General features: G+C 71.1%; 22 protein-coding genes and 1 pseudogene. 11 read left to right on the top strand and 12 right to left on the bottom strand.

All coding sequences use genetic code 11. The features are described 5' to 3' along the window. Nucleotides 1-255: 255 nt before the first annotated feature. A complete protein-coding gene (locus Ae717Ps2_RS11255; RefSeq protein WP_143510372.1) occupies nucleotides 256-2,139 on the top strand; it encodes a transglycosylase domain-containing protein in 1,884 nt (627 codons plus the stop codon). A gap of 134 nt (nucleotides 2,140-2,273) precedes the next feature. On the opposite strand, the gene Ae717Ps2_RS11250 is transcribed toward Ae717Ps2_RS11255, so the two are convergent. After that, nucleotides 2,274-4,508: a hypothetical protein gene (locus tag Ae717Ps2_RS11250; RefSeq protein ID WP_143510370.1), complete on the bottom strand. Its 2,235-nt coding sequence runs from the start codon at nucleotides 4,506-4,508 to the stop codon at nucleotides 2,274-2,276. A 516-nt stretch (nucleotides 4,509-5,024) separates the two neighbouring features. On the opposite strand from Ae717Ps2_RS11250, the gene Ae717Ps2_RS11240 reads away from it, so the two are divergent. Then, the gene (locus Ae717Ps2_RS11240; RefSeq protein WP_075333335.1) at nucleotides 5,025-5,339 is read left to right on the top strand and encodes a hypothetical protein; all 315 of its coding nucleotides are present in this window, start codon (nucleotides 5,025-5,027) and stop codon (nucleotides 5,337-5,339) included. 31 nt (nucleotides 5,340-5,370) lie between these two features. Here Ae717Ps2_RS11240 and Ae717Ps2_RS11235 read toward each other — a convergent pair whose 3' ends face one another. Both Ae717Ps2_RS11235 and Ae717Ps2_RS11230 read right to left on the bottom strand, forming a co-directional pair. Beyond that, on the bottom strand, nucleotides 5,371-6,516 hold the full coding sequence (locus Ae717Ps2_RS11235; RefSeq protein ID WP_075333334.1) for a DUF1972 domain-containing protein: 1,146 nt from the start codon (nucleotides 6,514-6,516) through the stop codon (nucleotides 5,371-5,373). A 26-nt stretch (nucleotides 6,517-6,542) separates the two neighbouring features. Continuing rightward, entirely contained in the window at nucleotides 6,543-7,295 is a 753-nt protein-coding gene (locus Ae717Ps2_RS11230; RefSeq protein WP_233147524.1) for a CDP-alcohol phosphatidyltransferase family protein, read from the bottom strand. A gap of 488 nt (nucleotides 7,296-7,783) precedes the next feature. On the opposite strand from Ae717Ps2_RS11230, the gene Ae717Ps2_RS11225 reads away from it, so the two are divergent. The 3 genes from Ae717Ps2_RS11225 to Ae717Ps2_RS11215 are packed head-to-tail and all read left to right on the top strand — an operon-like array spanning nucleotide 7,784 to nucleotide 11,636. Further along, nucleotides 7,784-9,238, top strand: a complete 1,455-nt coding sequence (locus tag Ae717Ps2_RS11225; RefSeq protein WP_075333333.1) for a polysaccharide biosynthesis tyrosine autokinase — start codon at nucleotides 7,784-7,786, stop codon at nucleotides 9,236-9,238. Further along, complete coding sequence (locus Ae717Ps2_RS11220; protein ID WP_198932167.1) at nucleotides 9,235-10,608, top strand: oligosaccharide flippase family protein; 1,374 nt, start codon at nucleotides 9,235-9,237, stop codon at nucleotides 10,606-10,608. Before Ae717Ps2_RS11225 ends, Ae717Ps2_RS11220 begins: the two co-directional genes overlap by 4 nt. Beyond that, on the top strand, nucleotides 10,605-11,636 hold the full coding sequence (locus Ae717Ps2_RS11215) for a glycosyltransferase (protein WP_198932166.1): 1,032 nt from the start codon (nucleotides 10,605-10,607) through the stop codon (nucleotides 11,634-11,636). Before Ae717Ps2_RS11220 ends, Ae717Ps2_RS11215 begins: the two co-directional genes overlap by 4 nt. Nucleotides 11,637-11,638: 2 nt before the next feature. Here Ae717Ps2_RS11215 and Ae717Ps2_RS11210 read toward each other — a convergent pair whose 3' ends face one another. Next, nucleotides 11,639-12,613, bottom strand: coding sequence for a glycosyltransferase family 2 protein (locus tag Ae717Ps2_RS11210; RefSeq protein ID WP_075333332.1), 975 nt, complete (start codon nucleotides 12,611-12,613; stop codon nucleotides 11,639-11,641). Nucleotides 12,614-12,693: 80 nt separating this feature from the next. On the opposite strand from Ae717Ps2_RS11210, the gene Ae717Ps2_RS11205 reads away from it, so the two are divergent. Next, nucleotides 12,694-13,599 (top strand): glycosyltransferase family 2 protein, encoded by a 906-nt coding sequence (locus tag Ae717Ps2_RS11205; protein WP_075333331.1) that lies wholly within the window; start codon nucleotides 12,694-12,696, stop codon nucleotides 13,597-13,599. On the opposite strand, the gene Ae717Ps2_RS11200 is transcribed toward Ae717Ps2_RS11205, so the two are convergent. From Ae717Ps2_RS11200 to Ae717Ps2_RS40315, 4 genes and pseudogenes are all read right to left on the bottom strand, one after another. Continuing rightward, complete coding sequence (locus Ae717Ps2_RS11200; RefSeq protein ID WP_143510368.1) at nucleotides 13,568-14,812, bottom strand: hypothetical protein; 1,245 nt, start codon at nucleotides 14,810-14,812, stop codon at nucleotides 13,568-13,570. The two genes, Ae717Ps2_RS11205 and Ae717Ps2_RS11200, sit on opposite strands and share 32 nt — an antisense overlap. A gap of 64 nt (nucleotides 14,813-14,876) precedes the next feature. Continuing rightward, nucleotides 14,877-15,326, bottom strand: coding sequence for an adenylyltransferase/cytidyltransferase family protein (locus Ae717Ps2_RS11195; RefSeq protein ID WP_075333329.1), 450 nt, complete (start codon nucleotides 15,324-15,326; stop codon nucleotides 14,877-14,879). 29 nt (nucleotides 15,327-15,355) lie between these two features. Beyond that, nucleotides 15,356-16,132 (bottom strand): exopolysaccharide biosynthesis polyprenyl glycosylphosphotransferase, encoded by a 777-nt coding sequence (locus Ae717Ps2_RS38180; protein ID WP_198932165.1) that lies wholly within the window; start codon nucleotides 16,130-16,132, stop codon nucleotides 15,356-15,358. Between the two features lie 70 nt (nucleotides 16,133-16,202). Then, a pseudogene (locus tag Ae717Ps2_RS40315) lies at nucleotides 16,203-16,748 on the bottom strand (sugar transferase); the annotation flags it as partial. A gap of 421 nt (nucleotides 16,749-17,169) precedes the next feature. On the opposite strand from Ae717Ps2_RS40315, the gene Ae717Ps2_RS11185 reads away from it, so the two are divergent. Beyond that, on the top strand, nucleotides 17,170-18,165 hold the full coding sequence (locus tag Ae717Ps2_RS11185) for a hypothetical protein (RefSeq protein ID WP_143510366.1): 996 nt from the start codon (nucleotides 17,170-17,172) through the stop codon (nucleotides 18,163-18,165). A 251-nt stretch (nucleotides 18,166-18,416) separates the two neighbouring features. Then, the gene (locus Ae717Ps2_RS11180) at nucleotides 18,417-19,526 is read left to right on the top strand and encodes an ROK family transcriptional regulator (protein WP_075306663.1); all 1,110 of its coding nucleotides are present in this window, start codon (nucleotides 18,417-18,419) and stop codon (nucleotides 19,524-19,526) included. 107 nt (nucleotides 19,527-19,633) lie between these two features. On the opposite strand, the gene Ae717Ps2_RS11175 is transcribed toward Ae717Ps2_RS11180, so the two are convergent. From Ae717Ps2_RS11175 to Ae717Ps2_RS11165, 3 genes are all read right to left on the bottom strand, one after another. Next, entirely contained in the window at nucleotides 19,634-20,887 is a 1,254-nt protein-coding gene (locus tag Ae717Ps2_RS11175) for an ABC transporter substrate-binding protein (protein WP_075306664.1), read from the bottom strand. Nucleotides 20,888-21,014: 127 nt separating this feature from the next. Next, entirely contained in the window at nucleotides 21,015-22,121 is a 1,107-nt protein-coding gene (locus Ae717Ps2_RS11170) for a HAMP domain-containing sensor histidine kinase (protein ID WP_063718856.1), read from the bottom strand. Then, nucleotides 22,100-22,771: a response regulator transcription factor gene (locus Ae717Ps2_RS11165; RefSeq protein ID WP_075306665.1), complete on the bottom strand. Its 672-nt coding sequence runs from the start codon at nucleotides 22,769-22,771 to the stop codon at nucleotides 22,100-22,102. The genes Ae717Ps2_RS11170 and Ae717Ps2_RS11165 overlap by 22 nt, the downstream gene beginning before the upstream one ends. A gap of 167 nt (nucleotides 22,772-22,938) precedes the next feature. Between Ae717Ps2_RS11165 and Ae717Ps2_RS11160 the strand changes: the two genes are divergently transcribed. The 3 genes from Ae717Ps2_RS11160 to Ae717Ps2_RS11150 all read left to right on the top strand — a co-directional run bounded on the left by Ae717Ps2_RS11160 (nucleotide 22,939) and on the right by Ae717Ps2_RS11150 (nucleotide 24,589). Beyond that, entirely contained in the window at nucleotides 22,939-23,322 is a 384-nt protein-coding gene (locus tag Ae717Ps2_RS11160) for a hypothetical protein (RefSeq protein ID WP_075329785.1), read from the top strand. Between the two features lie 101 nt (nucleotides 23,323-23,423). After that, a complete protein-coding gene (locus Ae717Ps2_RS11155) occupies nucleotides 23,424-24,089 on the top strand; it encodes an NIPSNAP family protein (RefSeq protein WP_083695865.1) in 666 nt (221 codons plus the stop codon). Continuing rightward, nucleotides 24,086-24,589 carry a MarR family winged helix-turn-helix transcriptional regulator gene (locus Ae717Ps2_RS11150; protein WP_075306667.1) on the top strand — a complete coding sequence of 168 codons (504 nt, stop codon included), beginning with the start codon at nucleotides 24,086-24,088 and terminating at the stop codon, nucleotides 24,587-24,589. The genes Ae717Ps2_RS11155 and Ae717Ps2_RS11150 overlap by 4 nt, the downstream gene beginning before the upstream one ends. 109 nt (nucleotides 24,590-24,698) lie before the next feature. Here Ae717Ps2_RS11150 and Ae717Ps2_RS11145 read toward each other — a convergent pair whose 3' ends face one another. Continuing rightward, nucleotides 24,699-25,697 carry an ABC transporter substrate-binding protein gene (locus tag Ae717Ps2_RS11145; RefSeq protein WP_043282725.1) on the bottom strand — a complete coding sequence of 333 codons (999 nt, stop codon included), beginning with the start codon at nucleotides 25,695-25,697 and terminating at the stop codon, nucleotides 24,699-24,701. Nucleotides 25,698-25,777: the final 80 nt, after the last annotated feature.

The following is a 25,777-nucleotide window of genomic DNA, read 5'->3' as shown; positions in this document are numbered from 1 at the left end:
CCCCGGCACCCTCGGCACGGCCACTACTCACCGTGACCGGAGGAGACCGTGCTTCCCCCCTCACCGGCCCGAGGGCCGAGACGAATCCCCCGGGATGCCGTCACACAGCCCGTGCCGGATGCCGTCACGCAGCCCCTGCCGGCGGTGGCGCCGGACGGTCCGGAGGCGGGTCGGCCGGGCACCGACCCCGCAGTTCCCAGTGCCGGGGAGGGCCCGGAGACCGGCACGCGGTCGTCGCGTATCCGGTCCCGGCGCGTGCACCGTCGCATCCTGATCGCCCTGGTCATCGCCGTCGTGGGGGCACCGGCAGTGCTGTTCGCGGTCGGATGGCTGATCTTCGCGGTGCCCTCGCCCGACGAGGCCACCCTCAAGCAGATCTCCACCATCTCCTACGCCGACGGCAGCCCCATGGTCCGGCTGGTCCCGAAGGGCGGGAACCGCGTCCGGCTTCCGCTGCAGGCCATCCCCCCGCACGTCCGTGACGCCGTCCTCGCCGCGGAGGACCGCACCTTCTACACCAACCCGGGGTTCGACCTGACGGGCATCGTCCGTGCCGTCGGGAAACAGCTCACCGGAGGCTCCGGCGGGGGCTCGACGATCACGCAGCAGTACGTCAAGAACGTCCTGGTGGGCAACGAGTTCAGCCTCACGCGCAAGTATCGGGAACTGATCGTCGCGGTCAAGGTCACCCAGCAGCTGCCCAAGGACGAGATCCTCCGCGGCTACCTCAACACGATCTACTTCGGTCGCGGCGCCTACGGGATCGAGACCGCGAGCCAGGCGTACTTCGCCAAGCCGGCTTCCCAGCTGACCGTCAGCGAGGGCGCGCTGCTGGCCGGCCTGATCCAGTCCCCGACGAACTGGGACCCTGCACGTGCCCCCGACGACGCTCGACGGCGGTGGGAGTTCGTCATGGACGGCCTTCTGGACCAGGACCGGATCTCACCCGGCGAACGGCGGGCCGCACGGTTCCCGCCGACCGTCGCACCGTCCGCCTCCACCGGCTGGTCCAGCCTCGACGGCGAGAACGGCCACATCGCCGACGCCGTGCGCGCCGAGCTGAGCGCGCTCGGCGTGGATGGCACCGCCATCGCCCGGCAGGGGCTGCGTGTGACGACCACGATCGACCCGTCCCGCCAGCGCGAGCTGGTCGAGGCAGTCCGCGAACAGGTGGCCGGCCAGCCCGAGGACCTGCGCAGCGCAGCGGTCGCGATCGACCCTGCGACCGGGGGCATCTCCGCCTACTACGGCGGCGACAAGGGGCTGGGTACCGACTACGCCCAGGTCCTGAAGCAACCGGGCATGACCTTCACCCCGTTCGCCGTGCTCGCCGGTCTGCTCTCCGACCCTCCGGTCGACACACGTGCGATCAGCTCGTCCCCCGGGGGCGCCACCAGCTGCACGGTCTGTGACCTGCGGCAGGCCCTCGCCACATCGGACACCGGCCTGTTCAGCCGACTCGCCAACCTGGTCGGTCCACCCGCCGTGGTCGATGCCGCCCGCAAGGCCGGGATCACCGCAGTGATCGACGCACCCGACGCATCCGTCGCGCTCGGCGTCAAGGAGGTCACACCGCTGCAGCTGGCATCCGCGTACGCCACGCTGGCCGCCGGCGGCGTCTACCACCCGCCACACCTGGTGTCGACAGTGGTGGACGTCAACGGGAACGTGCTCTACCAGCGACCGGAACGGGCCAGCGAGTACCGGTTCTCCCCGGAGACTGCTCGGGCGGTGGCGGAGACGATGATGTCGGTCCCGCCCCTCGGCGGGTTCGAGCTGCCCCAGGGGCAACAGGCGGCAGTTCAGCCCGGCACGGTCGGATCCCGCACCTACGGTCAGAGCAACGACGCCTGGTTCGCCGGCTTCACCCCGGTCCAGGCCGCGGTGGTGTGGATCGGGAGTGACCGCAACGTCCCCCTCCTGGACCAGGAGGGCACCCCCGTGACCGGCATCGGACTGCCCAGCGCTCTCTGGTATCGCTACATGGCCGGTGCGGTCCTCGACCTCGGCAAGGCCGACTTCCCGACGTTCGGGCAGGGTGACCCCGACACCGGCGAGCCTGACCTCGACGCCTCGTCCCCCACGGGCGGGACGGGGTGGGGCGGGTGCCCGGAGGTGTCGGGGTCGGAGAGGTGCTGATCGCCGACGCGATCGTCACCCGGAGTCGGGCGGCGAGTCCTCGGACCCGCTGCCCGACCCGGATCGGTGGAGAACTCGGCGGCCTGCGTCGCAGCGCAGGCCGCCGAGTCGCACCGGCCCTGATGGCCCGTCGGTCAGCGCTTCGGCGGACCCCAGACCTGCACCTCAGCGAGGCTCAGGAACTCGTTGGGGTCTGCCTGCTGCACCATGACGTACCGGCCCCGGCTGGGGCCTGCGGGCTTGCCGGTATGGAGCATGATCTCCGACACGGTCGGCTGGTGCTCCATCGAGGTCGTCAGCGACGGGCTGGGTTGCTGCTGCACCCGAGCGCTGGTGACGCCCTGAGCCTTCCGCTGGTCCGGTGTGAGGGACGTGTCGAAGGGCTTGTCGGACACGAAGATCCAGTAGTCCTTCAGCCGCTCGGTGTAGCCGTCGGTCCGGTTCCACACCGTGACGTTGCTGATGTCGCGTGACTGCCCCAGGTCCACCTGCCACCAGGCCGGCACCCGGCCGTCTCCCCTGTCGGTGTGGATCACCTCGCCGTAGTTCAGGTGGCCTGCGGTCTTGCCGTCCACCGCGATGTTGGCGCCGACCGGAATGCCCTTGTAGAACCCGTAGGTCGACGACATCGACGCCGCACGCCCGACCGCGAAGTTCTCCGCGCCGTCCGGGCCGATCACCGGCGGGGTCGGCGGGGTCGGCGGGGTCGGCGGGGTCGGCGGCGTGGGCCGCGCGGCCACCGTCACCGGGTCCGTCGACGCGGTCTTGCCGCCACCGTCGCGGGCGACGATCACGTACTTGTCCGCAGCCCCGGTCGGGGACGGGTCGGTCAGCTCCACCGGCCGTCCCTTGTCCTTCTCCCAGAACCCGGGGGTCGTCGCCTTGCCCGAGGCGACCGGCTTCGCCGTGTCGTCGTTGCGGACCAGGTCGTAGGTGAGCTCGGTGTCATCGGGGTCGAACATCGCGTTCGACAGGGTCACCTTCACCGACTCCTTGCCGTCGGTCGTGAGCCGATCGGCCTTGATGGTTCCCGGGGCCTCCTTGGACGGGCCGTAGGCGTTCGGTGCCTTCGCGTGGGTGGCGAAACGGACGAGCCCCTGCTGGGGCTTGTTCAGCACAGCTCGGAACTCGCCGGCCATCGAGACGTACTCGGAGGTGCCGACGATGTTGTACACCGCCTGCTTCAGCTCCTGGTTGCCGACCGTCCACCTCGGGGCGAACTGCATCAGGTTCGACGTCCGGTAGGCCGAGAAGTCGTTCCCCCGGATGTCCTTGATGTTGTGCACCGAGCTCGGCGCGATCGACCAGGCCTGGGTGTGGAGGTTCGTGCCCTGCTCGGGGAACTTCCCCGCAGCCGCGCAGTTGTGGGCGTGGCTGGACGCGTACAGCACGCCGTTGACCGGGGCGATGCCATAGGTGTCACCAAAACAGTCGTTCAACCAGACGACCTCGCCCGTGGTCGGGTCGGCGGCCCAGGTGCCTTCCAGGTTCCCGAACTTCTCGTTGCCGGCGTGGCTCCACGCACCGCCGTAGATGTACTTGTCGTCGGCAGCCACCGACCACATGCCGGAGCTGGCATTGTCGTCGTCGAGCTGGGGCGTGTCGGTCGTCGGGGCTTCGCCGTTCGTCGTGACCTTGCCCATCGCGAACGGCAGGACCTGCCCGTTCGTGGCGTCGATCGACGCCACGGCGTTGGTCTTCGTCTCGCCGATCTGGTTGAAGCGGCCCCCGACGATCACCCGCGTGCGGTCCGGGCTCATCGTGATCGACTCGACCGGACGCGCGCCGAAGACCTGGGGGCTCCAGGCGTCGTCCAGGGTTGCGTCGGCGGCGTTGACGGCCGCGAGCTTGTTGTGCGGCTTGTCGTCGACCTTCTTGAAATCGCCGCCGAAGTAGACCTTGGAGCCAGCGGCGACGACCGCGTTCACCGTCGTCCCCACCTTCGGAAACCAGTTGTCGACGAGCTTGCCCGTCGGGAGGTCGATCGCCGCGAGGCGCGATCGGGTCTTGCCGTCGATGCTTTGGAAAGCGCCCCCGACGAACAACCGCTTCCCGTCCGGAGACGCCGCGACGGAATTGACCTCACCGTCGGCCTTCGGCGCGAAGGAGTCCACCAGCACGCCCGTCCGGATGTCGTAGGCCAGCAGGTTCGACCGTGGCGTCTCGCTGGTCCCCGGCGCCGCGCCCGCGGGGCGGGCCTTCTCGAACTTGCCACCGACGTAGACGATGTCGCCCACGACGACCTGGCTCCACACCGTCCCGTCGATCTGCACGGTCGGCAGCGGGTCCTGGGTGACCGTCGGGGGCAGGCCCGGTGGGTTCGGCTCGGACGCCGCCGCCACACCCTGCCCGGTCAACACCAGACTCACCGCGGTGACCGCAGCTGCCGTCACAGCTGCGAGTGCTCGTATTCTCGGTCTCATTTCTACCTTTCTCATTCCCTGCTCCATTCCTGGTCAGAGTGTTGTCCGTGCCGGGCGGCGCGGATGTCGGTCTCCATTAATCTCGCGGCGGTGGACTTTTGTCCGAGGCGAAATGGCCTAACGTCGGCGGCCTCGTCCACTACCCGATCGACTCCTAGGAGCCTCATGCGCAACCCGACGCGTTCCGTCGTCGCCGCTGCGGTCGCCGCTGCAGCAGCCGGCCTGCTCAGCTCGTGCGCGGCGGACAGCACGACGCCGACCGCCGCCCCGGCACCATCGGTCGCCTCGGCACCCTCGGATGCCCCAGCACCCTCGAATGCCTCGGCACCCTCGGATGCCTCTGCACCCTCGGATGCCTCTGCACCCTCGGTCCCCTCGCCCGGGGGCCCGCCGCCCGAGCTGGGCCCCACCACGCAGGCCCGGCTCGACTCGCCCACCAACCTCGGCGGGCTCGAGGTCACGGTGACGTCGATCCGGCCCGTCCAGCTGGTTGCCGAGGGGCCGGGAGAGCTCGCCGGGCCCGGCGCCGCGGTGACGATCCGGCTGACGAACCGGACCCCGAAGCCCGTCGACGGCGGCCTCGACGTCAACGCCCGGTACGCCGACAAGGCGGCCAGCGCCAACAGCGGCCCGCCGTCCAAGCCGGCGGGCACCCTCGAACCCGGCGCGTCGACGGATGCCACGTACGCGTTCCTCGTCCCCGCCGACCAGGTCGACCAGCTCAAGCTGTCCATCACCTCGACGAACGCACCCGACATCGTGGTCATCACGCGCTGAGGGCCGGGGTCCGGCGATCGGCCCACGGTCGTCATCGCCGGACCCCCGCCGGGGCGCCGCCGGCCCGGCGACCGCGTCGGGAGCGTCGCCCGGCGTACAGGTCCGCGCACAGCTGCGCGTAACCCTCGGCCACGTCGTCCCAGTCGTAGACGGTCCGCGCCCGACGCCGGGCGTCCGCACCACGCCGGGCCGCCGCCACGGGGTCGGCCTCGACGGCCTCCACCTCACGCGCGAGCGAGTCCGGGGAGGCGAACCACCGGCCCGTCTCGGCCAGCACCTCGCGGTTGAACTCGATGTCCCATGCCACGACCGGCGCACCGGCACCCATCGCGCGCAGCAGCGACGGGTTCGTGCCGCCGACGCTGTGGCCGTGCAGGTAGCTCGCGGCGCCGGCGTAGAGGGAGTTCAGCAGCTCCTGGTCCCAGAGCGACCCGAGCAGACGCACCCGGGGATCGGAGCCCGCCAGGTCACGGACGTGCCGCTCGTGGCTGCTCGGATAGGGAACCGAACCGACCACGACCAGTGGCTTGCTCGCGCGCGAGGCGAGGTACCCCGCGACCACGACGTCGACGTGGTTCTCCGGCTCCATGCGTGCCACCACGAGGTGGAACCCACCGGGCCGCAGCCCCAGCTCGGCCAGCCGCCCCGCGTCCGCGGACTCGATGATCGGGGCGCCGTAGGTCAGCACCACACTGTCCGCGGCATGGCGCCTGCGGTAGTAGGCGGCGATGGCAGCCGCGTCGGCGATCAGCGCGTCGGCGAGGCCGACCGCGACCTTCTCGACGGCGCGGTAGTAGCGCGCGCCGTTGCCCGACCACTTCGCGCGCTTCCATTCCAGTCCGTCGACGTGCACGGCGACCGGAATGCGGGCCGCGCGGATCAGCGGCAGCAGCGGGGCGTTCGCGGCGTTGAAGACCAGGGCCACGTCCGCCCGGTGCCGGAGCAGGTGGGCGACCGACACCGCGGTGTGGCTCAGCGTCTCGATCGACGAGCGGCGCACGGAGGGCAGACGGACCCGCTGCATTCCGCGGTAGGTCGGGCTGCGGTCCTCCCCACGGCAGTACACCGTGACCGTGTGTCCTGCCCGGACGAGCCGGGTTCCGATCTCCTCGACCGCGGTTTCGAACCCGCCGTAGCGGGCGGGCACGCCGCGGGTACCGATCATGGCAATGTGCACGGGTACGTCCTGTTCTCGGAGCCAGGTCAACGGGAGAGCCGGGTCATGTCGCGGAACCACCTCGGTAGTGCGAGCAGCACGTAGCCGGAGGTCCCGACGAGCAGGAGCAGGTAGGCGGGAGCGAAGAACGCGGGCCATCCGGAGACGGCGACCGCGACGCACAGCAGCCCGTAGTCGGTCGGGACGACGGCCAGCGCGCGCACCACGCCGGCCCGACGAGGCGGCGCGTCCTCGCCCGGCCGCGGGTGGGCACGCCGCAGCTGGTCGGTCAGGATCGTCGCGAAGAAGTGCACCGAGGCGACCAGCGCGAACACCACGGGCACGGCCAGCCATCCGGTGCTCACCTCACCGGACCGGAACCAGGCCACCAGGATCGCCAGATGCACCGCCGGGACCTTCGCGCTGTCGAGCACGTGGTCGAGCCACTCCCCGGCCGGGGAGCTGGTCGCGGTCAGCCGCGCGAGCTGACCGTCGGCCGAGTCGAGGGCGTAGCCGATGATCAGGCCGGCCGCCGACAGGATCCCCGTCGCCGGGCCGGCCGGGCCGAGGACCAGCCCGGCGATCGCGGAGAACGAGAACACCGCGCTCAGTGCGGTGACCTGGGTGGGCGACATCCCCGCCTTGAACGCCACCGCGGCGAGGACCCGCCCCAGAGGGCGGTTGACGAAACGCGACCACGCCGGGGTGCCCGGGGTCGGCGGCTTCTGCGCGGCACGCAGCAGCTGCAACACCGGGCGCAGCGGCACGTCACGACGATCGACGAGGCTGCTCGGGGTCACCACGCCCCCTGGTGGACCATGTCCCGCAGAGGGCCCTCGGCCCCCAGGAGCACCGTCACCTCCGCACCGGCGGCGTGCAGCCCGCACACCGGCTCCGGCGTCATGCGGTCCGATCCGTACAGCTCAGCGGACGGGTGTGCGACCAGGACCCCCGTGGACCGCATTCGGAGACGAGCAGGCATCGACCAACCTTTCGCGCATACCCGACCCACGTGTGCAGACAATGCGGACCGGAAGACCAGCACACCCAGAGCCGACCTGACATAAATGGGAAGCGTCGGATTAATTTGGTGCCCGGGTGGCAACGTGGTGGATACTGCGATAAACCAGGTGTCGATGTCCAGCGGTGACGACGATTCTTGCATCGACAGGCCGATAATTCACGACCAGCAATGACTACGACACTGACCGTCGCCGACGTCCGACCACCAGATCCACATGACCCGCTCCTGTTCCGATGGAACGCCCTGCACGCGAAGGGACCGCGCTTGTCTGTCCGCGACCTCTGGATCCTGCTGCGAGACAGTCGTGTCCTCGTCATTGCAGGCATGGCGATCGGCCTGGCCGGCTCGCTGTTCGCCTACGCATGGCTGCCGACCGCATACACGGCGTCGACATCGATGTACGTCGTCGCCACCGGCCCCACGCCGCAGTCCGCGTTCTTGGGGGCCCAGCTCTCCACGGAACGCATGGCGACCTACGCCGATCTGCTCACCTCGCCGCGGGTCGCCGACGCGGTGATCGACAAATTGCGACTGCCGGACACCCCGGACGAGTTGATCGACACATTCGACGCGCGCAATAAAAACAAGTCGACCGCAATTCAGCTCGATGTGACCGCCACCGATCCGGGCGAGGCCGCAGCGATCGCCAACGCCGCAGCCGACACCTTCGTCGACCTCGTGGCGCAACTGGAGAAGCCGGCCGCCGGTGCAGCCGGTACCCCGATCACCGTGCGCATCGTGGGGACCGCCACCCCACCGCCCACGCCCTCGAGCCCCGGCCTGCTCCTCCTCGCGCTTCCCGGCGTCGTGCTCGGTCTGCTCGCCGGAGTGGTCGCGGTACTGATGAGGGAGTCCGTGGTCCGGCCGATCCGACGCGGCGACGACCTCGAACGGCTGGTGGGATCACCGACGCTCGCCGTCGTGCCCCGCGATCCCGGCACGCCTCGCAGATCGCTGGCCGTCCTGGACCGGCCGTGGTCACCGGCGGCAGAGGCCCACCGCTCGCTCGCGGCGGTGGTGGTGGCCCGCCTCGTACCCGGCCCGGCCGCCACGGTCGTGGCGTTCTCCGGGGCGCGGGCCCGGGCGGGCACCTCCACCACGGTGGCGAACCTCGCCCTGGCGCTCGGCGTCGCCGGCAACCGGGTCCTGGTGATCGACGCCGATCTGCGGCAGCCGGCCCAGCACCGGCTGTTCCAGGTGCCCGAGGGCGTCGGCTGGGCCGGCGGCCCGACCGGCGAGGCCACCACCGGGGAGACGATCGTCCGGTCGCCGCGCGGTCCGGTCGACGTGCTGGCGAGCCCGGCGCCGTCCACCGGTCCCGCGACGATGACGACGCCGGCGGTCGTGCACCACCTGCTGGACGCGGTGCGCGACCGCTACGACCACGTCCTCGTCGACCTCCCACCGGTGCTCGCGGCCGCCGACGCCGCCGTCATCGGCTCGGCCTGTGACGGAGTGGTCCTCGTCGCCGCCCACGGCCGCAGCACCGCCGACGACGTCAGGAGCGCAGCCGACCGGCTCGGGCTCCTGTCGGCGCGGCTGCTCGGCTCGGTGCTGACCAAGGGCCGCCGCAGCGAGTGGCCCGCCCACCAGGGCCCGGCCACGCCCTCTCCGCCCAGCGCCGGCGCATCCGTCGCCGCCCCCGAGGAGGACCGGCCACTCACCGCGGAACCCGAGCCCGAACCGACGTCGGCTCCGGAGGGACCGCGAACTCGGTGAGCACCGCACACTCCCCCGCCACCGCCCCGGCGTGGTGGACGTTGGTCGGACGCAACGTGGCGGCCAAGGCCGCGGTCATGCTGTGCGCCGCGCCGCTGAGCGTTCTCACCGCCCGCCTGATCATCACGGAGTACGGGGTCGACGCCTACTCCCAGTTCTCCCTGATCGCCTCCCTGACCGCACTCGTCCCGTTCGCCGACCTCGGTGTGTCGGCCGCCATCGTCAACCGCGTCGCCGGATCGGACGACCCGCGGACCGACCCCGAGGTACGCGGCACGCTCGTGGCCTCGCTACGGCTGCTGATCTGCTCGGCGGCCGTGATCATGCTGATCGGTGCGACCGTGAGCGCGCTGGGGCTGTGGCGGACCCTGCTGGGCAACGGGCTCATGAGCGGGGGCGAGACGACCGCGCTGCTGTGCGTCGTCGTGTTCGCCCTCACCCTTCCCCTCGGGATCGGCCAGCGGGTGCTCAACGGGCTGTCCCGCAACCACGTGCAGGTCCTGGTCAGCGGCATGGCAGCACCGCTGATCCTGGTGTCGCTGCTCGTGCTCACCGTGTCCGACCTGCGGGTGGCCACCTACCTCGCGCTGCTGTCCTACCTCGCCTCGACGACGGTCGCCGCCGTCGGGATGTGGCTGGCGGCCCGAGCGCTGCGGCCCCAGATGGGCCGCGCGGTCCGGGACGTCCCCAGGTTGCGCACAGCACACACCACCCCCGTGTTCGGGGTGGCGGTCCCGCAGCTGGTGCAGATGCTGGCGCTCCCGATCGCGATGCAGACCGACCGGCTGCTCCTGAGCCACCTGTCCGACAGGGACGAGCTGGCCCGCTACACCCTCGCCGCGCAGCTGTTCGGTCTCGTCCTGCAGACGGTGTACGCGGCCGGCATCGCGCTCTGGCCGGTGTTCGCGCGCGCACGCGCCGACGGGCAGATCCGATCGCCGGTCACGATGGCGGCCGGGTTCGCGGCAGGCGGGTTCGCCGGCGCGGGCTGCCTGGCGCTCCTGCTGCCCTGGGTGGCCCCGATCGTCGCGAGCGACAAGATCACGCTCACCACCCCCCTCGCTCTCGCCTTCGTCCTGTTCGTCGCGGTCGAAGCTGCCAAGTACCCGCTCGGCATGTACATGACCGACGAGCGTGGACTGCGCTTCCAGATCCTGCCCATCCTGGTGCTGGTCCCGCTCAACCTAGGAGTGTCGTGGTGGTTGATCGGTCCGCTCGGGGCCGCCGGGCCGGTTCTCGGCTCGGCAGTGGCCGTGTTCGTCTGCCAGGTGCTGCCCAACTTCGGCTACGTCCGTCGCGACCTCACCCGGCGGCGCACGCAGCAGCCTCCGAGCGACGGCGCCGACCGCCCTGCCCTGGAGCGGCCGTGAGCACGTCCCGCCCGCTCACGGTGTTGATGTCGTTCCCGCGACCGCGCGCGACCACCAACCCCTACATCGTGCAGCTGCACGACGCGCTCACCGGGCTGCCGGACGTGCAGGTGCTGCCGTTCTCCTACCGCGCCGCGTTCACCCGCCGGATCGACCTGTTCCACGCGCACTGGCCCGAATCGCTGATCAGCGGTCGGAGCCGGCCGAAGGACGCCGTCCGCCAGGCGCTCTACCTGCTGCTCCTCGCCCGGCTGGCCCTGACCCGCAGCCCGATCGTGCGCACGCTGCACAACATCGGGCTCCCCACCGGCCTGTCGCGCACCCAGCGCCTGCTCCTGCGGCTGACCGAACGACGTACCCGCGCCGTGATCGTGCTCAATCCGCTCACCCCGGTCCGCCCGGGCCTCCCGGTCGCACGGATCTCCCACGGTCACTACCGCGACTGGTTCGCCCCGTTCCCACGGCCGGCGACCGTCCCGGGACGAATCACCTACGCCGGCTGGGTCCGTCGCTACAAAGGCGTCGACGACCTCGTCGCGGCGTTCGTGGCCACCGAGGACGCGGACCTGAGCCTGCGGGTCTGCGGACACCCGTCGTCGGTGGAGCTCGGCACCGGCCTGCAGCCCCTCGCCGCGGCCGACCCCCGGGTCGAGCTGTGCCTGCGTCACCTCGACGACGGCGAGCTGGTGGCCGAGCTCGCGGCGGCCGAGCTGGTGGTCCTGCCGTACCGCTTCATGCACAACTCGGGTGCCTCGCTTGCCGCGCTGTCGGTCGGAACGCCTGTCCTGGTCCCCGACAACCCGGTGAACCGGCTGCTCGCCGCCGAGGTCGGCGCCGGCTGGGTGCACCTGTTCGACGACACGCTCACCCCGCAGACCCTGACCTCGACGCTCGCCGCGGTGCGCGCCGCGCCGCCGGGTGCGGCACCGGACCTCTCGGCCCGCTCCTGGGAGGGCGCCGGGGACGCTCATCGCCGGCTGTACCGGGTCGCGCTCGGCCGGCCGGCGCAGCCGGGTGGCGAACCGTGACCTCAGCCGCGCCGGTACTCGAGGTAGGACCAGCCCCACGCACCCGTGACCATCCCCGCACCGCGCGCGAGCGTGCGGACACCACGGGCCTGGTGGCCGGCGGAACCCGCGAGGGTGCCGGCCGCCGCCCGCGCAAGCCCGCCCACCACGCGCACGGCACCGGCCCCGGTGAGCTGCACCCGTGTCCGGAGGCGCCGGCCCACACCGGCCCCGCGGAGCAGCGCGACCGAGGTCGTGCCCCAGCTGTTCCCGCTGCTCAACGCGCGCAGCACGACCCAGCGACGAGTGACCCGCGAGGTGGGCACGACGTCGGTCACCACGGCCTCGTCGCACCACACCATCCGACCTCCGGCCGCATGCAGCTGTCGCGTGAACATCGTGTCGTCCCCGCCGGAGATGCCGAACGCCTCGTCGAAGCGCAGTCCGGCACGTCGGACGACGTCGAGGTCGAGCAGCAGGTTGTTGGTGGCGGCCACCTCGACGGCGGTGCCGGTCGGCATCCGGCGACGGTCGAAGAACCGGCCCGCCCGCACCCAGAGGTCCGGCTCGCGGACGAAACGCGACACCACCGGCCCCACCACCGCGGCGCAGTCGTGGCTGCGGTAGGTCGCCAGCAGATCGGCCAGCCAGCCAGGGCCGGGGCGCTCGTCGTCGTCGATGAACACGAGCAGACGGGCGTCCCGCGCGGCGTCGAGCGCACAGTTGCGTGCTGCGGAGATCCCGGGGACCGTCTCGTTCTCGTAGCGCACGCGGACGGACGTGCCGATCCGCGTGTGGTCGTCGGCCATACCCCGGACGAACGGCTCGGCGCCACCCTGCGGGTCGTTGTCCACCACGAGCACGTCGACGCGCATGCCGGGGGCCTGGACCGACCTGGCCTGCTCGACCAACGCGGGCAGGACCTCAGCGAGATCATCGGGTCGACGGAACGTCAGCACCGCGATGACCACCTGTGGCGATGCGCGCCGCACGCTCATCCCCCACTCCCTTCCATCGGATCGACACACCGCGACCGGCTCCCCGACACCGGGACCGGTCCGTACGAGGAGAACCAGCCATGCAGGACCGTCTCGCCGTCGTCGTGGTCAACTACGGCTCCCACGACATGCTGCTGGCCAACCTGCGCGGGATCGGCCGACCCGAGCTCGACCCACTCGTGGTCGTCGTCGACAACCCGACGACGACGGACGAGCGCACCCGGCTCTGCCGGCTCGCCGAGGAGACGGGCTGGCACACGGTGCTTCCGCAGGCGAACCTCGGTTTCGGTGCCGGGATCAACCTGGGCGTCGCGCACGCCCGCGCGCTCGGTGCACGAACGTTCCTGATCCTGAACCCCGACGCGCGCATCGCAGGCGCCGACCTCGCAACGCTGTGGGAGCGCCACGCGCGCACCCCGTGGAGCCTCGTCGCGCCGGTGGTGCGCCGCCCGGACGGGTCGGTCTGGAGCCGTGGCTCCCACCTCCGGCTGGACTCCGGCTCGCACGAGCCGCTCCGGAGCGAACCGGACACGCGGGTCCTGCCCTGGATCTCCGGCGCGTGCTTCGTCGTCGGCGAGGCACTGTGGGACGAGCTCGGCGGGTTCGACGAGGACTACTTCCTCTACTGGGAGGACGTCGACCTGTCCGTCCGCGCCACCCGCGCCGGCGCCGAGCTGATCGTCGTCGACGACGCCGAGGCCGTCCACGACGAGGGTGGGACACAGAGCGACCGGCGCGGTCACGCCCGCGGCAAGTCCGACCTCTACTACTACTACAACATCCGCAACCGGCTCCTCTTCGCAGCCAAGCTGCTCGACGACGCCGACCTCCGCCACTGGCGCAGGCGCGCGGTACGGGCCGCTCACGACGTCCTCCTCCAGGGCGGGCGCCGCCAGTTCGGCCGCCCCCTGCGGCCGCTCCGCGCCGCGGTGCGCGGCACGGTCGCCGGGCTGGTCACCGCCCGTCGCCTACGACCGCAGGGGTGAAGGCCGCCGGAGGCGTCCGCGAGCCGTTCGTGTCCCGCGTGCGCCACCGCTGGTCGACGCACATGGGCGTGGCGGCCAGCCCGGCGATGAAGAACACGTAGATCTCGTACTGGGTGATGAACGCGACGGTCACCAGAGCCGGGGCGGTCGCCACCAGCGCGAACACCGGCATGGTGGCCCGCCGGTTCAGCACCTGCACCACGGCGAGGAGCCATGCCACCACCATCACGACCACCGGGACCCAGCCGTACCGCAGACCGGAGAGGATCAGTGCGTTGTCGATGGAGTGGTAGGCGCGGTAGTACACCGCGCCCTCGCCCACCACCTGACGAGCAGGGGAGCTCCCGAACGCGACCATGGTCGGAACGAGCTCCAGCAGGTCGCCCCGATACTCGCCGCTCTCGGTCGCCTCGCTCCCGGCGGCGGTGAACACCGACCCGACGAACGGAGCGACCCCGAGCGCCGCGACGCAGCCCAGACCGACGACACCGACGCGGAACCACCGACCCACGACCGGCCCACCCAGGAGCAGGACCAGCCCGGTCGCGAACACGAAGCACAGCATCGAGGTCCGGCTGAACGTCACCACGACGGCCGCACCGAGCACCGCCAGCGCGACCGCCTTCCACCGGTCCCGCAGACCCGACCCCAGCACGAACGGCACGGCGATGGCGGTACTGACGCCCAGCGCGAGCGAGTGCCCGAAGGCCCCCTCCGCCCGCAGGAACCCGCCCCGCTCCTGCAGCGTCCCCCACTCCTCGTACAGCCGACCGTCGCGGACCAGCTGGGTGAACACGTTGGTCCCCGTGACGAACTCGGCGACGGCGAGGAGTCCGACGAGCACGAACACCCCGGTCGCCACCCCGTACACCGTGCCGAGCGGGACCCGCGTCGGCATCAGACGCCCCAGCACGTAGCCGAGTGTCCACTGGCTGACCAGGATGAACACGTCGTCGGGGGCGACGTGCCCGGTCACCGCCGGGACCGCGCAGCACACGAGCAACGACGTGAACAGCAGGTCACCGACACCGAGCCCACTCGGACGAACGGGACGGAGGAGGGCCAGGACGCCGACCAGGACCACGCCCACCAGCACCGCGGGCATGACGGGGAACCGGATCTGCACCCCCAGCCACACCGGTACGAAACACACCACGGCGAACCAGGCGACGACCACCACTCGCCGGGCGGGCCCGGGGGAAGACTCGATCACGACCACCACAGCCTGCGCATTGGGGACCCCTCCACAGCGGACCGACGACCGATCGGACCGGGGTTCACGCCGACCGCGGGGGCAGCCGACGCGCTCCTCCCGCGGCGAGCTCCGTCAGCGCGGCACGCAGCAGGGAGCTCGACGTGTGGGCCGTGTAGGGCAGGTAGACGACCTCGACCCCGACCACCGCGAGCTGCCGTTCGAGGGCGTCGCCCTTCGGGGTGCCACGCCAGTCGTCTCCCTTGAAGATCACGTCGAAGCCGGTCGCGCACCAGGCGGCCAGCTTGCTCGGCACCTCCTCGATGTGGACCGCGTCCACGCAGTCCAGCGCGCCGACGATCTCGGCGCGCTCGGCGAGCGGCGTCACGGGAAGCCTCCCCTTGGCCGCCGATGCCATCTCGTCCGAGACCACACCGGCGATCAACCGGTCGCACCGCTCGGCCGCGCGCCGCAGGATCGTGAGGTGTCCGATGTGGAACAGGTCGTACACGCCAGGGGCGTAGCCGACGAGCATGATGTGTGTCCCTCCCCGTCTGCCGACGGTCAGTAGGCGCCGTGTGACCCGAGCACGGCGTGCAACGTCTTCCAGAGGATCACCAGATCCCCGGTGAGCGACCAGTTCTCGACGTAGCGCAGGTCCAGCCGCACCGACTCCTCCCACGACAGGTCGCTGCGCCCGCTCACCTGCCACAGCCCGGTCATGCCGGGTTTGACGAGGAACTTGCGGGCGGCTTCGGGGCCGTAGGTGGCCACCTCGGCCGGCAGCGGCGGACGTGGCCCGACCAGCGACATCGAGCCGCTGAGCACGTTGAACAGCTGCGGCAGCTCGTCGAGGGAGTAGCGGCGCAGGACGCGTCCCACCCGGGTGACCCGTGGATCGGACCGCATCTTGAACAGCGGCCCGGCCCCGGTGTCGGACGCGGCCAGCTCGACCAGCCGATCCTCGGCGGCCGGGACCATGGACCGGAACTTGATCATCTGGAACTCGGTGCCCCCCAGGCCGACGCGCCGCTGCCGGAAGAACACCGGGCCGCCGTCGGACCGGATCAGCACCGCGATCAGCAGGAGCACCGGCGCGACCAGGACGAGCAGGGCCAGGGCACCGAGCACGTCCATGCTCGTCTTGACCACCTGCCGTACGCCACCGAGCTTCGGGCGGGACAGCGCCAGCAGCGGAAACCCGTCGACCGGCCGGACATGCAGCCGGGGACCGGCGATCTCCATCAGACCCGGGTCGACGATCAGGTCGGCTCCGGCGTCCTCCAGGTCCCATGCGAGCCGACGCAGCCGCGCACCGGTGAGGCCGGAACCCGAGCTCACCGAGACCACCTCGAACCCCCCGGCTGCGCACCACGGCACCGAGGTCGTCGATGTCACCGAGAACGGGCACCCCGTCGACGTCGGCCTCGCCGCCCGTGCCCGTCCCCGAGGGCGTGCACGCTCCCGTGACGACCCAGCCGGAGTACGGATCACGACGCGTACGCAGCACGAGGTCCCGGACCGCACGCGGGTCACCCACCGCGAGGGTCGAACGGCTGCACCGACCCGAGCGGCGCGCGGCATGCAGCGGTCGGCGCACGAGCCAGCGGCCCAGCACCAACAGCACCGTGGTGACCGGGATCGCCCCGAACACCCACGGACGCACCGACAGCGAGCCGAACGCGAGGCCGGCGAGGCCGAGCAGGACCGCGGCCAACGCGCCGGCGCGACCGACCCGGTGGTACTCCGTCGTGCCGTGGCCGAGAACGGAGGCGTCCCAGGCCTGGGTACCTGCCGCCGCCGCCAGTATCAGTGCCGGCGCCACGAGCGCGACCGGAACATGCGCCAGCGCACCCGACCCCGAGACCCCGTGCCGGTATCCGAATGCCCAGAACACGGCCGCTGCGACGACCACGACCGTCGCGTCGACCGCGAACACCGCGCGACGGAACTGCATCCACCACCGTGCGGTGGACGTCGCTGCCACCGACACCGGCGATGGCCGGACCGTCGGTGGCGGCAGGTCCGTCGAGGGAGCCAACCTGCTCGGCCGGGGAACCGACTTGACCATTCCATCCTCTCGACATGAAGCAAAGGAACTGTGCCGACGAGGCGACTCGCTGGCCGATGACCCCACCTTGCGCGAGCACTGACCCGGATTAAATGAGCAGGGCCGGTTCAATGTCGGAATCAGGCCGTTCGGAGTAGCGACCGTTGACAGGTGGGTACTGTCAGCACCAGGTCGATCACGACGAGCTTCCTGGCGCCCCGCGCTTTGCCGCCCGACCAATGCGCTGCGGATCGAGACGACTGTCACGTTCCCCTCGATCGCCGAAATCGGACGGGAACATCATCGACAAGCCGACCGAGGAGCCACCATGAACCGACGGTCCCTGCTGAAGATCGCCGCAATGACGGCATTCACCGCAGCATTGCCGGAATCATCGGAACGCGGAGAGGGCGACCTGGCCACATCGACCGCCGAGCACCGTGGCGGATCGAACTTCGGCTGGTACGACCTGGCAGCGGGCTGCCGCCGTGAACCGTACGGGGTGATCAGCGCCTACCACCGGGCCCCGCGGCGGATCCTGGACCGGCTTCGGCAGATGCACGCCGCGGGGCAGCGACGGCTGCGCATTCCGGTGTTCCACAAGCACGGACCCGACGAGGGGACCTTCATCGACTCGACCGGTGGCCGGATGAGCGACCGGTCGGTCGCCGCGCTCGCCGGTCTGCTCGCCGCCGTCCGCGCGACAGGCTTCCAGGAGGTGGAGATCGGGCTGTTCCCCGGCAAGCAGAACTCACCGAAGAGCTGGTCGCGCTGGGAGCAGGGCCTCTACCTGGAGAACCTCGGCATCGTCGAGCACGCCCGAGCCGTCGTACGGGCCTCCGGCCTGCCCTACCTGCTGGACCTGTCCAACGAGCTCGTACCACCACCGGGCCGGCCGATGGCGCTGCGCTGCGCCCGACAGCTGTGGCAGGACTACACCGAGCGCCACGGCACCGCCGACACCGTCGGGTTCTCGTGCATCGGCGACACCGAACGGTTCACCATGCTGCCCGAGATCTACCGCGACGTCGCGCCCGACCGTCTCGAGTTCCACTTCTACGGCACCCCGGCCAACGACGAGTGGGCACGTTTCCTGTCCGCGCACCGAACCATCCGTGCCGCCGGCCTCGGGGCACGGCCATGGGTGATCGGCGAGGTGTTCTCCGACGACGCCGTCGCCGCCGCGAACCTGGCACGGGCGGTGCGGGCGACGGGGCAACGAGTGCACGCCCTCTACCAGTGGCCGCTGACCCGGCGACAGCTCTGCGCGGACGTGGAGACCGTGCCCGTGTCGTTCGCGGCCTACGCCGCTCACGGGTTCTGACCGTGGGAAGCACGGTGACCCGGCGTGCCGGGTCCTTCACCGGCTGCAGTTCTGTCACATCGGCGACATCGCTGTGACACGGCTAGGACAGTTCCGTGACCTGCCGACGACGACCGCCGTGCAGCCTGAGCTGAGCTCAGCCCCGGGCCCGGCTCAGCCGCGCCGAGCGATGCCCGGATGCCCCACGGCCCCGTCCGCCCGCCCGAGGGGTGAGTCCGGCCCGTCCAACAGCCAGCAGTAGGTGAGGGAGCATGCGCAATCGCGAACTGGTGCTCAGTTCGATCCAGCAACACCCCAATGTGACCCGGTCACAGATCGCTGAGCTGCTGGGATTGCCCCGCACCACCGTCACCGCCGCGGTCGCGTCCCTGGTCTCGGACGGCAGGGTGGAGGAGAACCCCACCCGACCCACCCACCGACGGGGCCGACCGGCGATGCTGCTGCGTGCCAGCGAGGCCGTCCGCCTCGTCGCGGCGGTGATCGTCCACCGCCACCACGTGCGGGTGACCCTCCACGACTCCGACGCCAAGCAGTGGGGCAGCGGGCGGAGAAGCCTGGCGCAGCTCGCGGAGGGCAGTGTGCTCCCCGTCGCGCGCGCTCTCCTGGACGAGCTCCTCGCGGAGGTGCGCACCCCACTCACCCCCGTCCTCGAGCGCGTGGTGGTCGGCGTCCCCTGCTTCCCCGACCCCGAGGGACAGATCTCGATGACCACCCTGGTCGAGGAGGCGCTCTCGGACCGCACGCGGGCCGGCGTCCTCGGCGAGGCCCACCGACCCGCGCTCGTCGCCTACCACGCCAGCCTGGCCGCGCTCGGGGAGTTCGAGTTCGGCGCGGCCCGCCGGAACCCGGAGTTCGTGTACCTGAAGTGCTCGCGGAACAGCATCGGAGCCGCAGTGGTCATGAACGGCACGGTCCGCCGCAGCGGGCGGGAGCTCACCGGATCCATCGCGCACCTGCACGTCGAGGAGGACGGCCCGCCGTGCCTCTGTGGCAGGCGGGGGTGCCTGGGCAGCGTCCTGGGCCCGACACGAGCCGAGATCCCCCGTCAGCGTGACTCGGAGGACGTCGCCACCGATGAGGCCGACCGGGACGGCCGTCCCCTGTCGCGGCGCGGGCGACGCGCGCTGGGCACCACTCTCGGCCGTCTCCTCGCACCCACCTGCGCGATCCTCGAGCCACAGGCCATCGTGATCGACTCGGCTCTCCGCCCGTTCGACGACGAGATCAGAAGGGCCATGACCGCCACGCTCCGGGACCACGCCGGCCCGGCAGCCGTCCGTGGGCTGGAGATCATCACCGGTGCTCTTCCCGACGCCGAGAGCGCCGGCGCCACCGCGCTCTCCCGCCGCGCCGCGATCTGAACCGGCACCACCGGGGACCGACCGCTGTGGACAGTGGAGCGACATGGAGGACACGAAGCAGAATCGCCACCGTCGGACCGCGGGCGACCCCGAAACGATTGTCGCCGTCAGCCGTGGTTCTTCCAGAAAGCGATCGACCTCTGCTTCATCTGAGCGACGAAGTCGACTGCCGAGATCTCGCCCTGCATGAGCGCTGCCGCAGGGGGATCGAGGACTTCCTGGGTCCACGGCCCGTACTCGAGGTCGAGACCCGACCCCCAGGGATACACTTCGCGTCCGGAAAGTGCGCTCTGGAGTGACGCGAGCTGCCGCGGTGCCGGGATGTCGGCTCGCGGGGTGAGGTTGTCCGCCCGTTCGGAAATCTTCTCCAGCTGGCTGCGATTCATGAAGTACGCGATGAACTTCTGTGCAGCCGCACCGTTCTTGGCCGACCGGGGGATGGCGAAACCGAAGAGTTCCACGCTCACGACCGGGTCGCCACCGTTGATGGCCGGAAGTTGGATGGAGGTGGGTCTGAAGCTCGGCGCCATGTACGGTTCCGCCTCGCTCGGAAGCCAGGATCCCTGCAGGAACAACGCGGCCCTGCCCTGGGCCCACTTGATCTGCCCGGCCGGGAACTGCGCGTCGGTGTAGGCGTGGCCGAAGTAGCCGCTGCGCACCAGCTGCTCGAGCCTGTCGATGGCGTCCAGGACGGCCGGGGCGTTCCACGCCTCGCCCGTCCGGTCGCCGGCCGACCGCACCAGATCCTGTGGTCCCAGCGCTCGCTGCAGGACCAGCAGCGGCCAGAACGCCTTGTTGGTGTCGAGCGCGATCGGTGTCACGCCGCTCGCCTGGATCCTGGCGAGCACGGCGACGAAGTCGTCCCAGTTCTCCGGTGGCTTCGCAGCGATGTCCGGGTACCTCGCCGCGTCCAGCCACAGGGCCTCGCCGGTCACCTCGTAGGGGATCAGGTAGGGCCTGCCGTCCCGCCCGTTGAGAAAGGGCCGGTACTTCGGGGGGATGACCTCGGAGATCTTCTTGTTCTCCCCCGGGATCGGCTGGTCGAGGACGGCGGTCAGGTCCGCGGACTGGCCGGTGTCGGCGAGGGCGGTGCGGAGCTTGGTCCTGGACTGGTCCACCAGGTCTGCATCAGCCCCCTGGGGCAGCGACGGGGCCAGATTGTCCAGCACCCGCCGTCCTTGCCACCGGACGTCGACCGTGATCCCGGTGTCCCTGGTGAACTGGTCGATCGAGGACTGGAGGACCTGGCCCTGAGGCTCCGTGGGCCGCCACATCGACCAGTACGTGAACCTCGTTCCGTCGCCGGAGTCGGCGCCGTCACCGGGGCCGCACGCCGCCGAGACAGCGACGACGCCCGCCACGGCCGCGGCAGCGACCAGACGTCGCCAGCCCCGGCGTGACCGTACGGGAGCCTTCATGTGGTGGTTCCGCCCATCTGCAGGATCGGGCAAGGGCCGCTCCCTCTCGTCGCGGCAGGCCGGTCGGCTCTCACAGTGCGGGCAGATCGACCCGCACCCGCAGGCCCCCACCGTCACGCGCCCCCAGTTCGAGGGACCCGCGGTGTGCCCGGACGATCGCCGCGACCACCGACAACCCTAGTCCCGCTCCGGCCGCGTGGCCGCTCCGCCCGCGGTCGTCGACCCGCCGGAACGCATCGGTCAGGGTCGGCAGCGCCTCCTCCGGGACGACGGGCCCGGTGTTGACCACCTCCACCCAGGCGTGGCCGCCCTCGATCCCCGTGCGAATCACGACCCGGCCGCCGTCGACGTTGTGGACGATCGCGTTGTGCAGCAGGTTCTGGGTCATCTGCAGCAGCAGCGGCGCCGACCCGGAGCAGGGAGCGGCTCCGGTCCCGTCGGCGTCGAGGGTCACCCGCCGGCGGTCTGCCACCGGGACCAGCGTCTCGACGGCTTCCTCCGCGACCAGCGACAGGTCCACCCGCTCGGTGGGCAGCTGCCCCTCCTGCGAGCGGGCCATCACGAGCATCGCCTCGGTGGTCGCGATGGCGTGTTCGTTGATCCGACGGAGCCGCTCCAGCAGGTCTCCGGTGTCGAGCGAGCCGGGGTCGGCCTCGGCGACGTCGAGCAGCGCCCTCGTCGCGGCCAGCGGAGTCCGCAGCTCGTGCGAGGCGTTCGCGGCGAAGCGGCGCTGCTGGTCGTCGTGGCGCTGCAGCTGGGCGAGCATGTCGTCGAAGGTGTCGGCGAGGCGACCGAGCTCGTCACGGGCGCCGGCGTAGCGGATGCGGTGGGTCAGCGACCCCTGCGAGGTCAGCTGCGCTGCCCGGGTCAGTCCTGGCAGCGGGCGCAGGATGCGGCCCGCCAGGAACCACGAGACCCCCAGGGCCACGCCGAACAGCACCACGATGACGACCGCGGCCCGCGGTGCGAACGCCTCGAAGATGTCCTGCCGCCCCGGGGCCCACTCGCCACTGACCGAGACGACGAGGCCGGCGTTGGGGATGTAGCGCAGAATGAACAGCGCCACCACCGCCAGCAGCACCGCTGTGGTTCCGAGGAACAGGCCGACGTAGCTGAGCGTCAGCTTGGCACGGATGCCCAGGTGCACCCGCCCGGTCACCCCACGCCGTCGGTGCACAGCCGGTATCCGACCCCGGGCACGGTCTCGATGATCCACGGCTCGCCGAGTCGCCTGCGCAGCGCGGAGATCGTGACGCGCACGGAGTTGGTGAACGGGTCGATGTTCTCGTCCCAGGCGCGGGCCAGCAGGTCTTCGGCGCTGACCACACCGCCCGCCTCGCCCGCCAGTACCTCGAGCACGGCGAACTGCTTGGGTGTGAGCGGCACGAGTCTGCCGTCGCGGTGGACCTCGTGCCGGTGGGTGTCCACCCGCAGGCCGCCGTACTCGTGCACCACGGGCAGGGCACGCGTCGACCGCCGGGCCAGGGCACGCACGCGCAGCTGCAGCTCTCTCATGACGAACGGCTTGGTGAGGTAGTCGTCGGCGCCGGCGCCGAAGCCGTCCTCCTTCTCCGCCAGGCCTCCTGCGGCGGTCACCATGATGATCCGCGGGCCGGGGCCGCGGTGCCCGATCCGGCGGGCGATCTCATCCCCGTCCGGGCCGGGCACGTCACGGTCGAGGACCGCGACGTCGTAGTCGTTGAGCCCCAGCAGGTCGAGCGCCTCGTGGCCGTCCGCGGCGACGTCGACGACGGCGGAGTCGGAACTCAGCCCGGCCCGCATGGCCTCCCGGATGTCCTGGTCGTCCTCGACGACGAGTACCCGCACGATCCCTCCCCCGGCTCGCTGGACCGTCCAGACTAGGAGCCAGCACCGTCCGGCGTCGCTTACGGTCTCGCAACACCGCCGAGCCGAGGGTGGTGGACGTGACGCCGACGACCGCACACGCACCGACCGTCCCGACGCATCGTCCCGCGCACTCCAGGGGCGCGTCGATGATCGTGCTCCCCGTGCTGACGGCCGTGCTCGGATGTGGTTGGGGTGCGCTGTCGGCCAGCGCCCGGCTCGCCGAGTTCGGCTCGATCGTCGCGGTGACCGACACCTGGTGGTCATGGGCCGCGGTCCTCGGGCTCTCGGCGATGGTGTCCCGCAGGTTCAGCACCAACCTGATGTCGGTGCTCGCCTGCGGCATCGCGGCGGTCAGCACCTACTACCTGCTGAAAGCGCACTGGATGATCGGGTTCTCCTCGCGCCACCGCGACTTCTGGCAGTACCTGCAGACGGACTCCTGGGAGAGGTGGACGCTGCTGGTACTCGTCTTCGCCGTACCGGCGGCCGTCGTCGGGACCGCCGTGGGCCGGCTTCTCCGGCTCCCCTGACCCAGCGGGTCGACACCGCCCGGCCTCGTCGAGGACGACTGCATAGGCTCCTAACATGTAGGTTCCTACTGTTCTGTCGCGGCAACCGGAAGGGCCACCCCATGACCGAGCCGGCTCCGATCACGGGCGAGGACCTCGATCCCGCGTCCCGCGCGGTCCGCTACGAGTACACGACGCTGCACTTCAGGCTGACCGACGCCGACGCCGCGCTCGCCGGGGTCGAGCCGTGGGTCACCGCACCCGACGCCCACGGCGAGTTCCTCGGCTGCTGGTACGCCGAACACGGACCGGTCGGCCGGGCCTATGTCCTCCGGTCCTTCGACGACGATGCCGAGCTGGCCGCCGAGCGCGCACGCGCCGCCGCGTCCCGCCACCCCTTCGGCGCCGGCGACCACCTCACCGACCTCTCGATGGCCGGCTTCGCCCCGTTCCCGTTCGTGCCCCGCGTCCGACCCGGCCGGTTCGGGCGGATCTACGAGATCCGCGACTACCACCTCGTCCCCGGTGGCCTGCCCGCCACCATCGACGGCTGGCGCCAGCGACTGCCCGGCCGCCACCTCGTGGACCCGATCACGGTGGTGATGTACGCACTCGACGGACCCGCCCGCATCGTGCACATCTGGCCGTTCGACAGCCTCGACCAGCGGGTCGAGGTCCGCCGCGACCTCGTCGCCACCCACCGCTGGCCCCCACCGGGAGGCCCGGAGCACATCATCGAGGCCGACTCGATCATGGCCTGGCCCGCTGCGTTCTCGCCGCTCGCGTGAGCGGCAATGCTCCCGAGCCCGCCGGGTTCGGCGAGTTCCGCACGGCCTCCGGCGAGCTGTTCGCCCGCATGCGGCAGGTCCGCGCGGCCCTGGCCCGGGGCTGCGACCCGTCGCTGACCCTGGCCCAGCTGCACCTCGTCGAGGAGCTCGACTCCAGTGGCGCACTGTCGGTCGGCGAGCTCGCCGCCCGCGCCGCCGTGTCCTCCCCCACCGTCACCGGGATGCTCACGACGTTGGAACGCAACGGCATCGTCAACCGTCGACGCAGCACCCGCGACCAACGGCGGGTCGAGGTCACGCTCACCGACCGGGGCCGCTCCATCGTCCGGGAGCAACAGCATCGACTGAGCGCGCGTCAACGCCAGACCTTCGACCGCCTGAGCCCGACCGAGCGCCGCGAGACCGTCGACACCATGCGCAGGCTCACCGAGCTGCTCGGCCGGCTGGATCCACCGCCCCCACCGCCTGGGTATGGGCGGCGTTCGAGCCCACCTCCCTGATTCACGGACTCCCGGTGCTCACCGCTGTGGTGATCTCCGTACCGGCCGCGAGCACGCCGGTCCGCAGCCGCGCGGCGTCGGACGCCGGGCGGCTGCGGACCGGTCCCGGTCAGCCCGTCGCGGCGCCGACCTTCTTGAGGACGTCGAGCTGACGGTCGATGGTCCAGGGGATGTTGAGGACCGTCGGGTAGTTCTCGGCGACGCCACCGGCCTCGTCGGACTCGAAGTAGCGCTGCTGCTTCACGACGTCGAGGTTGGCGAACAGCGGGTCGGCGAAGAGCTGGGAGCGCAGGTCGGCGTTGGCGAACGACAGCGACAGGTAGTCGACGTCGAGCAGGCCGATCTGTTCGGCCGACAGCGACCGGTTCTTCACGTTCGCGGCGATCTCCGGGTCGATCCGCAGCCCGAGCGCGGCGTAGACCTGGGGCATGGTGGTCGTGGAGTCGGTGGGGACGACGAACGTGCCACGCTCGTAGTAGTAGGCGGTGGCGTAGGTCTTCCCCTGCAGGCCGGGGATGGCCGCGGCCGTGTCGGAGATCTTCTTCTCGACGCCCTGGACCACGCGGGCGACGTCGGCCTCCTTGCCGACGGCCTTCCCGATCAGCGCCGCGTTGTCCTGCCAGGTGTCTTTGTTCCAACCCTTCTGGTACACGACGGTCGGCGCGATCTGGCTGAGCTGCGGGTAGAACTTGTCGATCGTGCTCAGGTTCGTCGCCAGGATGAGGTCCGGCTGCAGCGCCGCGATCTTCTCGAGGTTGACCTCCTGGGACGGCTCGACCACCACCTCGCTGCCCGCGAAGTCGACCTTGCCCTCCTCCCAGGGGTAGGGCCTGCCGGGGGTGACGGCGTTCTCGTTGTGCCCGACGGTGGTGATCCCGATCTGGCTCAGCAGGTCCTGCTCGTAGCTGAGCGCCACGATCCGGGTGGGTGCCGCCGGGATCGTGGCCTCGCCCAGCGCGTGGGTGATGGTGACCGGGAACGTCCCGGAGGCCTGACCGGCGGGAGGCTGGTCGCCGCCCTGCTCCGCGGCGCCGCCACAGGCGGTGAGCGCGAGCACTGCCAGGATCGCGAGCAGCGCGCCGCCGACGATCCTCCTGGTTCCGTGCATGTCCATCCTCTCCTGTTCAGTGTTTAGGGCAACCTAAGTCAGGAGCGGACTGCGAACGAGCATCGCCATGTCCCGGATTC

It is taken from the genome of Pseudonocardia sp. Ae717_Ps2 (assembly GCF_001932475.1).
GTDB lineage: Bacteria > Actinomycetota > Actinomycetes > Mycobacteriales > Pseudonocardiaceae > Pseudonocardia.
This window is presented reverse-complemented; position numbering and strand designations above follow the sequence as displayed.